At 34.4% G+C, this 13,502-nt stretch carries 17 protein-coding genes and 1 riboswitch; of the genes, 2 read left to right on the forward strand and 15 right to left on the reverse strand.

Annotated elements, in window-relative coordinates:
• Nucleotides 1-96: 96 nt before the first annotated feature.
• From C7P63_RS10305 to C7P63_RS10355, 3 genes are all read right to left on the reverse strand, one after another.
• A complete protein-coding gene (locus C7P63_RS10305; protein ID WP_207852927.1) occupies nucleotides 97-237 on the reverse strand; it encodes a hypothetical protein in 141 nt (46 codons plus the stop codon).
• Between the two features lie 37 nt (nucleotides 238-274).
• A complete protein-coding gene (locus tag C7P63_RS10410) occupies nucleotides 275-397 on the reverse strand; it encodes a helix-turn-helix domain-containing protein (RefSeq protein ID WP_207852960.1) in 123 nt (40 codons plus the stop codon).
• A 68-nt stretch (nucleotides 398-465) separates the two neighbouring features.
• The gene (locus C7P63_RS10355) at nucleotides 466-663 is read right to left on the reverse strand and encodes a transposase (protein WP_125942733.1); all 198 of its coding nucleotides are present in this window, start codon (nucleotides 661-663) and stop codon (nucleotides 466-468) included.
• A gap of 493 nt (nucleotides 664-1,156) precedes the next feature.
• Here C7P63_RS10355 and C7P63_RS10260 point away from each other — a divergent pair, with 493 nt between their 5' ends.
• Nucleotides 1,157-1,318, forward strand: a complete 162-nt coding sequence (locus C7P63_RS10260; RefSeq protein ID WP_165863729.1) for a hypothetical protein — start codon at nucleotides 1,157-1,159, stop codon at nucleotides 1,316-1,318.
• Nucleotides 1,319-1,443: 125 nt separating this feature from the next.
• Here C7P63_RS10260 and thiE read toward each other — a convergent pair whose 3' ends face one another.
• From thiE to C7P63_RS03320, 3 genes are all read right to left on the reverse strand, one after another.
• Nucleotides 1,444-2,079: a thiamine phosphate synthase gene (gene thiE / locus C7P63_RS03310; RefSeq protein WP_125942734.1), complete on the reverse strand. Its 636-nt coding sequence runs from the start codon at nucleotides 2,077-2,079 to the stop codon at nucleotides 1,444-1,446.
• On the reverse strand, nucleotides 2,066-2,893 hold the full coding sequence (gene thiD, locus C7P63_RS03315) for a bifunctional hydroxymethylpyrimidine kinase/phosphomethylpyrimidine kinase (RefSeq protein ID WP_125942735.1): 828 nt from the start codon (nucleotides 2,891-2,893) through the stop codon (nucleotides 2,066-2,068). The genes thiE and thiD overlap by 14 nt, the downstream gene beginning before the upstream one ends.
• A gap of 229 nt (nucleotides 2,894-3,122) precedes the next feature.
• A riboswitch (TPP riboswitch) is annotated at nucleotides 3,123-3,223 on the reverse strand.
• Between the two features lie 76 nt (nucleotides 3,224-3,299).
• Nucleotides 3,300-3,845, reverse strand: a complete 546-nt coding sequence (locus C7P63_RS03320) for a restriction endonuclease (RefSeq protein WP_125942736.1) — start codon at nucleotides 3,843-3,845, stop codon at nucleotides 3,300-3,302.
• 231 nt (nucleotides 3,846-4,076) lie between these two features.
• On the opposite strand from C7P63_RS03320, the gene C7P63_RS03325 reads away from it, so the two are divergent.
• Nucleotides 4,077-4,946, forward strand: coding sequence for a restriction endonuclease (locus C7P63_RS03325; RefSeq protein WP_125942737.1), 870 nt, complete (start codon nucleotides 4,077-4,079; stop codon nucleotides 4,944-4,946).
• A gap of 32 nt (nucleotides 4,947-4,978) precedes the next feature.
• Here C7P63_RS03325 and C7P63_RS03330 read toward each other — a convergent pair whose 3' ends face one another.
• From C7P63_RS03330 to C7P63_RS03370, 9 genes are all read right to left on the reverse strand, one after another.
• Nucleotides 4,979-6,184: a GNAT family N-acetyltransferase gene (locus C7P63_RS03330; RefSeq protein WP_125942738.1), complete on the reverse strand. Its 1,206-nt coding sequence runs from the start codon at nucleotides 6,182-6,184 to the stop codon at nucleotides 4,979-4,981.
• A 57-nt stretch (nucleotides 6,185-6,241) separates the two neighbouring features.
• Nucleotides 6,242-6,655: a DUF3284 domain-containing protein gene (locus tag C7P63_RS03335; protein ID WP_125942739.1), complete on the reverse strand. Its 414-nt coding sequence runs from the start codon at nucleotides 6,653-6,655 to the stop codon at nucleotides 6,242-6,244.
• A gap of 17 nt (nucleotides 6,656-6,672) precedes the next feature.
• Nucleotides 6,673-6,834: a DUF3188 domain-containing protein gene (locus C7P63_RS03340; RefSeq protein WP_125942740.1), complete on the reverse strand. Its 162-nt coding sequence runs from the start codon at nucleotides 6,832-6,834 to the stop codon at nucleotides 6,673-6,675.
• A gap of 15 nt (nucleotides 6,835-6,849) precedes the next feature.
• A complete protein-coding gene (locus tag C7P63_RS03345; protein WP_125942741.1) occupies nucleotides 6,850-7,071 on the reverse strand; it encodes a hypothetical protein in 222 nt (73 codons plus the stop codon).
• Nucleotides 7,072-7,142: 71 nt separating this feature from the next.
• Nucleotides 7,143-8,573, reverse strand: a complete 1,431-nt coding sequence (locus tag C7P63_RS03350) for a PTS sugar transporter subunit IIC (protein WP_125942742.1) — start codon at nucleotides 8,571-8,573, stop codon at nucleotides 7,143-7,145.
• Nucleotides 8,574-8,671: 98 nt separating this feature from the next.
• Nucleotides 8,672-8,989 carry a PTS sugar transporter subunit IIA gene (locus C7P63_RS03355; protein ID WP_125942743.1) on the reverse strand — a complete coding sequence of 106 codons (318 nt, stop codon included), beginning with the start codon at nucleotides 8,987-8,989 and terminating at the stop codon, nucleotides 8,672-8,674.
• 18 nt (nucleotides 8,990-9,007) lie between these two features.
• Nucleotides 9,008-9,334 carry a PTS sugar transporter subunit IIB gene (locus C7P63_RS03360; RefSeq protein WP_125942744.1) on the reverse strand — a complete coding sequence of 109 codons (327 nt, stop codon included), beginning with the start codon at nucleotides 9,332-9,334 and terminating at the stop codon, nucleotides 9,008-9,010.
• 165 nt (nucleotides 9,335-9,499) lie between these two features.
• A complete protein-coding gene (locus C7P63_RS03365) occupies nucleotides 9,500-12,229 on the reverse strand; it encodes a sigma-54-dependent transcriptional regulator (RefSeq protein WP_125942745.1) in 2,730 nt (909 codons plus the stop codon).
• Between the two features lie 21 nt (nucleotides 12,230-12,250).
• Nucleotides 12,251-13,501, reverse strand: coding sequence for a DEAD/DEAH box helicase (locus C7P63_RS03370; protein ID WP_125942746.1), 1,251 nt, complete (start codon nucleotides 13,499-13,501; stop codon nucleotides 12,251-12,253).
• Nucleotide 13,502: the final 1 nt, after the last annotated feature.

Here is a 13,502-nt window from a genome sequence, read left to right on the forward strand (position 1 = left end):
AGTTTAGGTAATTTCACCTTATTATCTATAATAGCTAAATTTTTATTTGTATTTTTTATGGTGTAACTTTGAACTAGATTTTTCTTGCTTTTGAATTTAGGCGATTGATTTTTTGAAAAATCTATCAAAAGACTCAGCTAATTGTTTAATAGAGGATTGTAAGGCTATGCTACCTAGCTCTTTTAACCATGGTGTATCATCTGATTTTTTCATAGAAGGTAACAGAACATTTAGCATAAGACAAACCTTTACCAGTTTCCTTATACGAGATATTTCAAGCATTTAACATATGATTATAGACAAATCTTGAGGATTCAATTATTTTAGTCATTAATATTTCTTGCTCAATATTTGGATATAGTCTAAACTTATACGTTTTATGTCTTAACTTTACAATTCACCTCTTTGTTCTTCTGTGTTTTCACTAACTGTAGCAAAAAGTAGCTAGGTTTCCAGAGATACCCCTCACAAACGATTTTTAAGTTCAGGGTAGTCTTTAAACCCTTTGAATATATTTGGAATATAATGTTGGGATTTACATTCAATAAGCCTATGAATATGGTCTTTGTCTGATTTCATTTCAACGATTTGAATATCATTCTCTAACGCAATTTGTTTTAATAACTTTTTAACATATGTATCAATATTTCCTTTATTTAACATAGCTAAAGCTATGCCACAACCAAAACCGATTTATCTGCACGACCAAAGTCGCGAGTGTTCTCGGCTATATCATAAATGTTGATTTTTCTAGTAACAAGCTAACTATGACTGCCTCATTAGTTTCATTTGAATATAGTTTAATCATACCATATTTTTATATTTTCTTGCTATTTTATCAAGGGATAACTTTGCTCTTGTTTTTGTTATTACTTCCTAGCTCTTTTGTTAATCGATTCTGTCCGTAATTCGACCATTTGAAAACAAATTATAAAATGGTCTAGTTTTTAACTAGTTGTTTATCAAGTTAAGGAAGCATTTCACCTGCAAAAGGTCTGTTTATTCATAAAAGGAAAGGTTTTTTCAATAATTCAAGTAAAATTTCTTGATTTTTCCATTCAGTTAGGATATATTAGTATATGGAACAAGGAAAGGCTATATGAAAACAGTGGTGAGTAATACTTGCCTTTCAATAAACTTGAAAGGAGAGATGTATATGACTACTATGACATTTCAAAATGCACATCATAGTCCTTATCGTGTAGCTTTAGATACAAACAAACAAGTCTTCATGGCTTATGATGCTAAAAATAATCAAAAAGTTGCCTATGGGATTACCATTGAACAAGCCGTACAAGCTTTACAAAAATTAAGCTAAGGGAGCGAATTCACTTACATGGACATGAATGAATGTGCCAGTACAGAATAAAGCGTTGAATGCAGAAAGTATTTTCTACATTCAACGCTTTTAATTTTAGTTTTTTCCTCTCATTATAAAAGAGTTTATTGATAGCTTTTAAGTTGTTTGATCACTTGTTGTTTGTCTTTCGCTCTTGCAATAGCTGAAATAACAGAAACACCTGCAACACCTGTGCCCTTCAACTGAGCAACATTGTCTACTTGAACCCCTCCAATAGCAACAACTGGTTTAGAAGCCTGTGCCACACACTCTTTTAACCCATCTGGATAAATAGGTGGTTCAGCATCTGATTTCGATGTGGTACTGAAAACAGGTCCTACCCCATAATAGCTAATTTCAGGGTGTTCATTAGCTGATTTTATTTCAGCTACACTATGACAAGACAAACCAATAATTTTATTAGGAAAAGCTTGAATAACTTCCTTAATTGCCGTATCAGATTGCCCTACATGTATGCCATCTGCGTTTAATTTAAGTGCCAATTCCAGATCATCATTGACAATAAACGGCACATCATACTGTTGACACAACCGCTGCGCTAATTGAGCCGTTTTATAAATATAAGTTGGACTAGTCAAGCTACCTGGTCCTTTTTCTCTAAACTGATAGCAAGTGACTCCATTTTTTAAACTAGTTTCTAATGTTAATAAAAAATCATCCATGTCTACATCACGTGTGCCACAAATAAAATATGTTTCTAAATAATTACTCTTTACCATCTTTCATCGCCTCAACTTTACGGTACGCCCAATGATTGGTTGGTCCGTGTCCATGTCCTACATCTATCCCATCCGAAATAGCTGCTTGAATATACTCTTTAGCTATCTGTAGAGACTCTAACACAGACTTTCCTTTGCCTAATTCAGCAGCCATACATGCTGAAAAAGTACAACCTGTCCCATGGGTGTTTTTTGTATCAATTCGTTTATTTTTTAACCAGTAACTCTCCTGGTTGTCCAACACTAACACATCTTCAGATAAATCCCCTTCTATATGGTGCCCACCTTTAACTACTACATGCTTCACACCTAATTGCTGAATTTTTTGACCAGCTAACACCATATCTTCTTTTGTTTGAATGGACATGTTAGCTAGTATTTCTGCTTCAGGAATGTTAGGTGTTACAATAGTCACAAGAGGTAGTAACTCCTCTTTTAAAGTTTGGATCGCCGATTCTTTTAGTAAAGCATGGCCACTTTTAGCCACCATTACTGGATCTAGTACAATCGGCCCAAAATCAACTGTTTTTAAAAAATCACTTACTAGTTGAATAATTTCTTTAGAAAATAGCATCCCTATTTTAGTCACATCTATGTCAAAATCTTCTGCAATCACTGCTAGTTGATCTTTGATTGCTTCTAAAGGTAAGTCGTACACCTTTTGAACCCCACAAGTATTCTGGATAGGCAAAGCAGTCAGAACGCATGTCCCAAAAATTTGTCTTTCTTGAAACACTTTTAAATCTGCTTGCATGCCTGCTCCGCCTCCACTATCAAATCCAGCAATAGTTAGCGCTTGTTTTGTTGTATTCATTAGTCATCCACCTTTTCTTTATCATTTAGACTTAACAGGATATCTTATCACGCTGATGTAAAAGGAAGTTTACCTGCAGAACCAGTTAAAAAGAAAACGGTTTCTTTACTATTATAATCAGTTTTCTACCATTTGTCATCTTTTCTCATTAATTTATAAAAAAAGACCCTATTCGGATGTTAATACATCTGAAAGAGTCTTTTTTGATATATAGTCATGACACTAAATTAAAAGTTAAAGACTACTTCCCTTCGCGAGTATCAACTCTCAGGTTCAAAGGGTCTGTTCTTACTTGAACATCTCAGTCATTAGACACCCCTAGTACTTTCATTAGTGTAGCATATTTTTTTAAAAACACAACTAATACTCTTCATCTATTGATTTACAAGACAAAGTTGATAGTGCATTAAATAATTCGTCTTTTTTTCTCTTGAAATTCACGTTCATTAATTTCTGAAATTGTTTCAGCTAAATCATCACGATCAATCAAATCAACAGATAAAGAATCGGCTAAATGACGAGCTGATTGTGTAAAATAATTATTAGTCACAACAATCACTTGATCTAGCTGATAGTTAGCTTGACCATTATGTGCATCTTGAATAGCATGACAACCAATTTGATCTGTATGAGCTAGACAACAAAAACCAACACGATTACCAAATCGGTTCATACAAATAACATCAATTCCTCGGTCATTAACAGCTGAGGTATGTTTGACATTTTTCATGCCATTTCTTTTGACAAGATTAGCAATATAATCTTCAAACACCCAACTCTTTAATCGATCAATATCATAAATACCAAATGTTCTAAATTTTGCTTCTTGTCTTTTCCCTTGTATAAAACGAATAGCTTCCTTTAATACAATAAAACCAAGAGCTAAAACCAATACAAAAAAATAGACACCTAACCGCGTGGAATGAAGTAACTGTTGTACCATACTTTCCATTTTTCTCCCTCCCTAACAATTATCACGATACATATCGTAATAGATGTTTTAGAAAAATACAACTGTTTTCTTTAAAAATATCAGAAAGTTTTCCATTTATGAGAAAACATTCATTTTCATCCTTCTGAAACAAAAAAGTCTTGATATTTTTTTGACTAAAAAGCTGTTTATTACTACAATAATATATGAAACTTTTTGTTATTTGACAAGCTGAAAGAAAGAGGAAGATAGATGAGTTTTAAAGATTTTTTTCACAAAAAAGATAAACATAAGCATCAACTAAGTACCGAAGAACAACAGCTATATAAACGTATTCAACTAGCTGAAACAAAATACCAACAATTAATGATGAACATTGTTAAATTACAAGAAGAACAAGAGCAGCTAAATGCTATGATTGCTAAACACAAAGAAACCAATCGTTTGCTTTTAGCTGAAATGGATGACTATCAAGGCTATATTCAAAACATGAAAGATTTTGCTTTATTTACTGAAGAAAAACACATCCAACAACTGGATGGCTATCAATTCGAAAGCTATCTAGCGGAATTATTAAGTATGATTGGTTATAATACTTTTGTTACTAATGCCTCAGGAGATCAAGGCATTGATATTATTGCTGAAAAAAGTGGGGTTAAGTTTGGCATCCAGTGTAAACTTTATCACTCTTCTGTTGGAAACAAAGCCATTCAAGAATGTTTCACTGGCATAAAAATTTATGAATGTGATTACGGCATTGTTTGTACAAATAATTACTTCACTCCCTCTGCCAAAGAAGCGGCTGAAAAAACGGATATCGAGTTATGGGATCATGATTATTTAATGGGATTAGTGGCTCAAAAATTGGATAAAAAAGCATTAGGCCATTCCTTTGAACCTACTCCTTCTTCTACTAAGTCTTCTGGAGCTGTAACTAAAACAGATGATTTATTTGATCAAGTGGTTACTTTTACCAAATCTGTTCAATCTATTAGTATTTCAATGCTCACGCAAAAATTCCCTATTCAATATAACCGTGCGGCTAGATTTATTGATCAAATGGCTCATTTAGGTATTATTGCTGAAGGAGCTGAAAATGAGCCGCGAAAAGTTCGCCATTAAAAAAAGACTTATCATAAGTCTTTTTTTATGCTCTAAAAATAATCATCTAACACAGGGGGCATAGTGACAACTAATTCATCTAATAACTGAATAGCACGCTGTTCCCCTTTTATCTGCTGAAAAAAAGCTAGAGTAGTAGGTTTTTGATAACCTAGTAACATTTGCGTAAACCCTTGAATACTTCCTTCAATACACAATTTATCAGGTGTAACCTCCTCTGCCTGAATTTGCTGACACACTTGCCACTGTCCCTCAACTAATCGCCACTCATACCAACCATTATTCCAAGGAGCATATTCGTCATCTTTTACCCGGAAAACTAATTGACTTAAACGTTCCTGAGAAACGGACCAAGGATACTGCTCTAAAAAAGCTTTCATTGAAACAATCCGTGCCATCATATAAGGAGTAAGAGAACGTTTAACAGAAGGCTCTGGCATTAAGAAACTTACAGTATCTTGATTTTGACCAGTTTCATATCGGCACTTTACAAAACTTGCTTGATGAGATTTAATAAAATGAATTATGCCATAAAAAGCTTCTAGACTGATGTAAACTAATTCTTTTATCACTAAACAGTCACTATCCATCTCATACACTAAGTAACCTTCCTCTACTCCTTGTTCATTCTTATAAAGAGCCATATAGCTGTTAGGCTCTTTTAATTCGTACTTGTAAGTATACAACCAATCATCTCTGATTAAGCCGCCTTTTTTTGATTGTTCAGAAGCGTGATAAAGATGCTGAATAGCTGTTTTCCCTTCTTTTGGAGTAACACGGATAACTTGGCCTAACATTCTTTCTACAACAGGTAAATCAGTTACATTCATCTCATAAGTTAATCGTTCAAATACCCATTCGTAGCCATATCGCCGGTAAAAGGAATAAGAAAAAGGAGCTAAATAAGATAATACTTGTCCTTTTTGATAGCTATCCCTTAAAATATCTGTCATTAACTGATTAATCCCACCTTGCCCCCGCCATTCAGGATAAGAAGAAACAAAGCCAATCCCTCCCATAGTATAGGTAACCCCATGAAAATTAACAGTAAAAGGAGTATTCATGACCTGACTAGTCAACTGATTAGCTGCTTGAAAAACTCCATAATTCTCTGAATGTGTGGCGATGTATTGAAACCTTTTTCGTCTTTCTTCTGTTTCTTCAAAATGAAAGGCATATTTAGCTAACTGAAACATCTCTTCTAAGTGATCTTTTTCCATTTTTTTTATATTTGCCATAAATAATAACCACCTGACTTCTGTTCTATAATAAAAAAGGGCCCTGTCTAGACCCTTTTAATAGGACTGTTCAATCAATCCCAACATGCGTTTAAATTGTCTTTTCTTCAAATACATCAAAAGAGTTCCAATAACTAAATCATTTAATTGTTGTAACACGCCAAAAGATTTCATTGTTTCTTGATACTTAACCTGACAACTAGTGTCAGACAAGCAAACAATCTCATATTGCACTAAAAAATCATTACGTGTAGTAGATGTTCTAAAATAATAAGCTTCATTTGGAACAACTTTTTCTATTTTTATTTTAGCACGATTATTTTTAGAAAATTCTTTCACATATTCATACCCATCTAACTGATCTTTAGAAACAGTTTCTCCTGTTGCTTTAAAAATATCATAAATAACAGAATCGATTATTTTTTGATAAAAATATGTGCCAGGAATGTTTAACTCTCGTGTCAGTTCCATCCTATTGTTCCCTCCTCCTATTTAGACTTTTTTCTTTTTGAAAAAAGAAGCCAGCCAACTACTATTAAAAAAATACCTGTTGTCAAACTAAGTAAGTCATACTGAGGTCTGTTAGGATTTAAGCTATATAAAACGACTAAACTACCAACACTACATAAAAACAACCCATTTTTTTCCATTCGTTTTCCCTCTTTTTAAACAGCAATTGATTGAAAATATAAAATACTTCCCCAAGGTGCTGCTTTGATTAATTTTTTAGCTAAATCAGCGGCTTCTTGTTTATCTCCTTCTAGAATATCAAAAAAAAGTTTAGGCCCTTTTTTTTCTTTTAATTTAAACTGAATATTAGTTGAATGATCATTTTCTAGTAGCTCAATAATAGCATCTTGTTGCATCACACTTGTTATACAAATCATCCTTTTCACCTTCCTCTTTAAAAAAGGGGGAAAGAAGTAGGCCAAACCTACTTCTTTATCCCTTAATCCTCTTAATCCACTTCTTCCATTTTATTAGCAGATAGAACAAATGGTGCCCAAATTAGAAAGGCAACCACCATACAAACTAACGTAACAATAGGGGCACGCCAATCAGCTCCCGTAGCTAAGAAAGATAGTAGCATTGGCGGAACAACCCAAGTTACTTGCTGGGAAACAGGTGCAACTAGACCAAGTACTGTAGCAAAGTAACCAATAGCTGTTGTTACGATTGGTGCTAAAATAAACGGAATAAACATAATTGGATTAAGAACAATCGGTAATCCAAACATAACCGGCTCGTTAATATTAAATAGTCCTGGCCCAACTGATAATTTAGCTACAGCTAGATAATCTGCTCGTTTAGAGAAAATCAGAATAGCTAAAATTAATACAATAGTTCCTCCCGAACCACCAAACATCGTATAAGCATCAAAAGAACCACGTACCCATAAATAAGCTTTACCGTCTTTAACTGCATCTAAAACAGCGGCAGTCCCAGTTTTTCCATTGTATCCTTTTTGGAACACATCAATATTAACTAATTGAGCTTGTCCCCAAATTCCTTCTAAAACAGGAGCCAATACGTTCATACCATGAATACCAAAGAACCAGAAAACTTGAATAGCTAATTGAATAATAACTAAAGCCCCAAATCCTTGAGATAACCCTAAGAAAGGTTCTGCAATATACTTTTGGATCAAGTCAATTAACAATTGGCCATTAGAGACTTTCGATACAATAAAGTTTATAATAGCTATCACATATAAAGAGATGGTAGCAGGTAAGATAGCAGAAAATGCTTTAGAAACCGCTGGAGGAACTGAATCAGGCATTTTAATAGTAAAGTCTGCTAACATTAATTTACTAAAAATAATAACAGAAATAGCTCCTAAAATCATCACCGTAAAGTAAGCGTTACCATTTAAGTGGTTTAAATTTAGCCAACCCCAACCACCAGCAGTAATACCATGACTTGTAGCTGACCAACCAGTATCTGCAGTTCCTTGATTAATACTTTCAACTAACTCTTTCGGAATGGCTCCTTTAATATTAGTTGAATAAGAAAAAGCAATCCCTTGCACTAAAGTAGCAACACCAACAATCCCGCCAGCTAACTCATCTACTTTATAGGCCTTAGCTAAATTATAGCCCCAAGAGAAAGCAAAAATCAAACCTGCGATGGCCAACGTACCATTCCAAACAAAGCCATTGACTTCAATAATTTGGCTAATAATAGGAATAGTAGAAGCATCGTAGTCTGGCCAAAATTGAGGAGGTAAATCCCGAATAATAGCATTAATCATTACCGCAACCGAACCAGCCATAGTCGCTGGCATTGTTCCGATAAACGCATCACGTAAAGCAACCAAATGTTTTTGTCCACCAATTTTTGCTGCAATTGGTAGAATATGTTTTTCCATCCAAGCAGTCAGTTTATCCATGTTGTTTCCTCCTTTAAGCATATTAGATTAATAAAAAACAGCTCACCCCCTTTATTTATTATTTCACAAAACGGTGTTTTTTTAAAACAAAACAGTTGTTATTGGTCTAGCTTTTCATATAATTCTACAAATTCTTTAGCTAAATCAGCAAAAGCAATCGACGTCATCAAGTGGTCTTGAGCGTGAACCATCAATAGCGTTAGTTCTGTTTTTTCTCCTTGAGCTTCTTTGGTTAATAAACTTGTTTGAGAATGATGAGCCTCTACTAATGAGGCATCTGCTTCTTTTAATGTTTCTTTTGCTTCATTAAATTTACCTTGTTTAGCTGCTTGAATAGCTTCCATTGCTAAACTTTTAGCATTACCTGCATAAACAATTAACGACATGACCACTTCCATGTTGGGACTATCTGTCATATTCGTCACCTCTTTCTTTTAGTCTGGCTGATCCATTAAAGTAATGGCTTGATCTAATACTTTAGGACCATTCATCATACCGTAGTCTTTCATATCAATAATTCCTAACGCAATATTTGTTTCTGCTAATTTACCTTCAAACTGTGCTTTCATAAAACGAACTTGCGGTCCTAACAATAAGACATCCACATCTTTTTCTTTTAGGCTATTATCTGCATCTGAAGCGGATACTGCAAAAATGTCACACTCTTCTCCTCTTGCTTCTGCTTCTTTTTGCATTTTTGTCACTAATAAACTTGTACTCATACCTGCTGAGCATACTAACATAATTGTGCGTTTTGTCATGGTAATCTCTCCTTTAGTTTTATTCATCACTTATATATAAGCAAGTTCCATGCCAATCTATTCAGACTCAATCCTTGATTAATCCATGTTTTAGAAGGTTTAATCTACACACTATTACCTTTTTTAGCGTGCAACAAAAAAGTAGTGTGTAAACTTTGTTGAAGCTTACACACTACTTTGATAAAACATTTGCACTAAAAAAGCTATTTCATCTTCAGAAAAAGTTACTTGATACTGTTTTTCAACTAAAAGTAACTGAGAATGAATAATTTTAAAAGCTAGTCGATATTGTTTTTTAAATGACAATAAATTTTGAAAGTCTCTTGTAACAGGTTCTTCTTTTAACTGATTAACTAAAAAAGCCAAGTGAATTAAAATCCCTGAAGTAACTGCTGGATCCACCATCAACTTTAAATCTTGTTGAATATGAGTCACTACTTGATAAAGTAGCTGAATTAAGGTAGAAACAGATCCAACAGCAGGCAAGTTATCTTTTAGTCCTTCTATAATTTGTTCTAAAGGAACTTCTTCTGTAACAATTCTGCCAAAAATCGCTAATTGTTTAGAATCAAACATATCTAAGGCGGAGAAAAATGGAATGTTCTGATAATGCACATCTACTGTCCCCACAATAGCTAATAAGTCATAGGTCACCATGAGCTCATCAATATGTCGGTGAAAAGTTTCTTTTTCTAAATACTGCAGTTGAATAATTTCAATGCCTTCTTTCTCAACAATGGGTTGAATTTGCTCACGTAACTTTTTCGCCACTCCTTCTCCTGTAAAACAAGCTACAATTACTGCTTTCAAAGGTTTAGTTAACTGAGGATGTAACTCTGTTCTAATTAAACTTTCAAAAGCACCTTGCACACTTTGATAAATATCTTCTAAACTTCTACGCATTCCACTCATTCTTAATGACTCTAACACAATCATAGTACTTGTCATAGAGATGGCTTTGGTCCGAATACCTGTTTCTTCATATAACATGTTGCCAAAAGTATTTAACGAACCCATATCTGTTAAAAGCAGTAGTCCTTGAGTTAAATTGGCCCGGCGAGTCCACACATAGTTTTTTAATTGGTCATACATCTCTTTAACGTCTGTAGTTAAGGGCATATCAAAAGCGACTCCCTGTGAGGTTTCAAGTAACTCTTGGGCAGTTTTTAGCATAGAAGTCGCCACCTGTTCTCCGTGCATCATCACTACTACTTCAACCATATCACCTGTTGAACAATCTGGTTGGTCAGACAATTCAAGCGCTAAAAACATGGTTATAAAGCCAATTTCATCTAAAGGAATTGGTAAATGATACGTGTCTTCTATATAAGTAGATAAATCAATCGCCACTTGAAATTCTTCCTTATAAGCCCGTCTGACTTTATTTAAGTCAGGATGAGTAATAGGACTTCCTTGCTTAATTCTTTCCAAACTACCTTGCAGATGTAACGCAAAAGTAAAACGTAAACGATCACTATACTCCCTATGAAGTTTTTCCTCGGCAACTTGAAGTAAATAGTTGGCAAGTTCCCAGTAATCTTCTTTAACTAAATCATGATGAATATCTTTTTTAGATAATTCAGTCACATAGGTTTTAAAATAGTTAGAAACATCTTGAGTGACTAATTTTTCTAAATTTAATTCAGGCAAGGTATCTAATTGTTTAGACTCATGACAAGCTTTAGCTACTTGTTCATCGATAACTTGATAGACTCGCATATCTAAAGCAGGATCTTTCGACCAAACAGGTTCATCATAACCTGGTTCAAAAGTCAAAAATTGACTAGTATTACTAGAAAAACTCATTAATTCATCTGAGTCTTTCACTTTTAGCAATCCTTTTTGAACGTTTAAAGGCAAATCTTTTTGCTGAATACTTAAATAATCAAGTTGACTAGTTTTGTAGTGTAAAAAAGCTTTTGCACAAACTAGTTTTAAATCACGTTTAACTTGACCGATATTCCCTATCGTTTCATATAAGAGAAACGCAAGGATGGCATCTCGTTCTACAATAATTCGTCTATTTAAACGATTAGCTTCTTGCTTTAAAAATAAAGAAACAATTTTAAATTTCTCATCTAGGGATCTATTTTTTAAAGGTGGTAAAGTAATCACCATAGGAATTCTACGGGTAAAGGTATTTAAAAAAATATCCGATGTTTCTGTGGTTGCACCAATAATTTGAACATTAGCTTGATGGACTTGACTACTTTCCCCTAACGGACGATATTCTCCTTTGTCTATAAAAGTAAACAGCATCTCTTGCCCTTCTGGTGGTAACCGGTGAATCTCATCTAAAAATAAAATACCTCCATCTGCTTTAGCCACTAGTCCAGCTTTATCTTGATCAGCCCCGGTGAAAGCACCTTTTTTAATTCCGAAAATATGACCAAATAACAATTGAGGATTTTGAGCGTAGTCTGCACAGTTAAAAACAACAAAAGGAGCGGCTGAGGAAATCGTTTCTGAAGCTCTAGCAAAATTGTACATACATTCAGCAAACAAAGACTTGCCTGTCCCTGTTTCACCGAAAATTAATGTATGTAAACCTCTTGGAGGATACAAAATAGCGGCTTTAGCTTGCTGAATGCTTACCTTTAAAGAATCTTGATTTCCTACCAAGTATTGAAAAGTCATAGGAGTTGCGACTTCCTTTACTTCTGTTGCAGAAGACAGACAAGCTTTTTTTCTTTGGTTACAACTAACAGTAGAAGTTAAAGAAAAAACAACCGGTCTTCCTGTTGAGCGGGTTAGCTGATTTTCTTTTGATAGCTCATTTAAGTAGCGACTAGCATTAGAACGATCTATATTTAAATGATCAGCCACTTCCTGAGCTGTCAATCCTTTAGGAGATTTTTTTAACAAAATAAGCAACTCTTCTTTTCGAGAAGACACGGATGAATTCCTTCTTTCATTTTAAACTTTTTTATTTTTCTTTTTACCTTGTTTATGTTTACTTTTAGGAGCGCCTTTGTCTTTGCGGTTCTTTTTCTTTGTTTTTTTATTAGTTTTTTCTTGGACTATTTGACCTTGTTCTTTCATCTCAATAAAGTCTTCTTCTTTCAATAAGCTTCCTTTATAGGTGACAAATTTAGTCGGTTGTAGCTCTAGCTGAGTACATAGTTTATGCCAGTAATGTTCTTGTTCATGGCCGACAAAGGTTAGCACATACCCACTATGGCCCATTCTACCAGTGCGTCCACTTCTATGTGTATAGATGTCTTTATCAAAAGCTACATCATATTGGATAATAACTGGTACTTCTTGAAAATCAATCCCTCTAGCCGCCACATCAGTGGTTAATAAGAAAGGAACTTTACCTGTTTCAAATCCTTGTAAAGCTAATTGACGTTCCATTTTATTTTGATCAGATGCTAGTGTTTCATGGAGAATCCCTTCAAAACGCAATTTATCCGACACAACTCCTAGCTCTTGAACTTGGTTGAAAAACACAATCCCACGCATGCCTTCCATATGGGCAAATCGTCTTAACAATTCCCCTCTTTTTCGACTAGGACACTCTAAATAACCATGAGTTACATTGCCTCTTGAAGTGTCCTTATCGGTTACATCTATTCGTTTAATAGCTGTAGCTCCTTGTTTCTCTAACAAAGTAGCTATGTCGGTGTCTGTTGCTGAAATAGCAATTAACTGGGTATCTCGTTGAATTGCCTTAAAAATGTGGCCAAGAGCTTGAAGTTCTGTTGGTTGCAACAGCTGATCTGCTTCATCTAACACAAGGCTCTGAATCGTGTGAGCTTTAATTTTTTTATCTTGCATTAACTCACTTACTCGCCCCACTGTACCAATAATCACTTCTGGCTTTTGCTTTAATTTTTCAATTTGCCGTTTTTTATTAGCCCCACCTATCATTTGTTCTATTTTTAGCCCCAAACTATCTCCCCAAGTTTTAGCCACATTGGTGACTTGGATAGCTAGTTCTTGTGAAGGGAGTAAAACCAATAACTGATTGCCTTCCCCTGCTTTAACTCTTTGTAAAAGCGGTAATAAATAGGCTACTGTTTTACCAGACCCAGTTGGAGAAATACCAATCACACTTACTCCTGCTAGTAATGGCTCATATAGTTCCGTTTGAATTGGTGTTGCCTTTTCGTAGCCTTGTTCTGTCCAAATTGTTTTTAATGCTTGTGGTAATTGTTTTATCATG

Origin of the sequence: Vagococcus humatus (assembly GCF_003950325.1) — a bacterium.
Classification (GTDB): domain Bacteria; phylum Bacillota; class Bacilli; order Lactobacillales; family Vagococcaceae; genus Vagococcus_C; species Vagococcus_C humatus.

Bases quoted from the DNA above. Each gene is read 5' to 3' on its own strand.
- C7P63_RS03340 (WP_125942740.1), bottom strand. From the start codon at position 6,834: ATGGAAAAAAATGGGTTGTTTTTATGTAGTGTTGGTAGTTTAGTCGTT.
- C7P63_RS10355 (WP_125942733.1), bottom strand. From the start codon at position 663: ATGTTAAATAAAGGAAATATTGATACATATGTTAAAAAGTTATTAAAA.
- C7P63_RS03325 (WP_125942737.1), top strand. From the start codon at position 4,077: ATGAGTTTTAAAGATTTTTTTCACAAAAAAGATAAACATAAGCATCAA.
- thiE (WP_125942734.1), bottom strand. From the start codon at position 2,079: ATGGTAAAGAGTAATTATTTAGAAACATATTTTATTTGTGGCACACGT.
- C7P63_RS10260 (WP_165863729.1), top strand. From the start codon at position 1,157: ATGACTACTATGACATTTCAAAATGCACATCATAGTCCTTATCGTGTA.
- thiD (WP_125942735.1), bottom strand. From the start codon at position 2,893: ATGAATACAACAAAACAAGCGCTAACTATTGCTGGATTTGATAGTGGA.
- C7P63_RS03330 (WP_125942738.1), bottom strand. From the start codon at position 6,184: ATGGCAAATATAAAAAAAATGGAAAAAGATCACTTAGAAGAGATGTTT.
- C7P63_RS03355 (WP_125942743.1), bottom strand. From the start codon at position 8,989: ATGACAGATAGTCCCAACATGGAAGTGGTCATGTCGTTAATTGTTTAT.
- C7P63_RS03360 (WP_125942744.1), bottom strand. From the start codon at position 9,334: ATGACAAAACGCACAATTATGTTAGTATGCTCAGCAGGTATGAGTACA.
- C7P63_RS03350 (WP_125942742.1), bottom strand. From the start codon at position 8,573: ATGGATAAACTGACTGCTTGGATGGAAAAACATATTCTACCAATTGCA.
- C7P63_RS03370 (WP_125942746.1), bottom strand. From the start codon at position 13,501: ATGATAAAACAATTACCACAAGCATTAAAAACAATTTGGACAGAACAA.
- C7P63_RS03320 (WP_125942736.1), bottom strand. From the start codon at position 3,845: ATGGAAAGTATGGTACAACAGTTACTTCATTCCACGCGGTTAGGTGTC.
- C7P63_RS10305 (WP_207852927.1), bottom strand. From the start codon at position 237: ATGCTAAATGTTCTGTTACCTTCTATGAAAAAATCAGATGATACACCA.
- C7P63_RS03335 (WP_125942739.1), bottom strand. From the start codon at position 6,655: ATGGAACTGACACGAGAGTTAAACATTCCTGGCACATATTTTTATCAA.
- C7P63_RS03345 (WP_125942741.1), bottom strand. From the start codon at position 7,071: ATGATTTGTATAACAAGTGTGATGCAACAAGATGCTATTATTGAGCTA.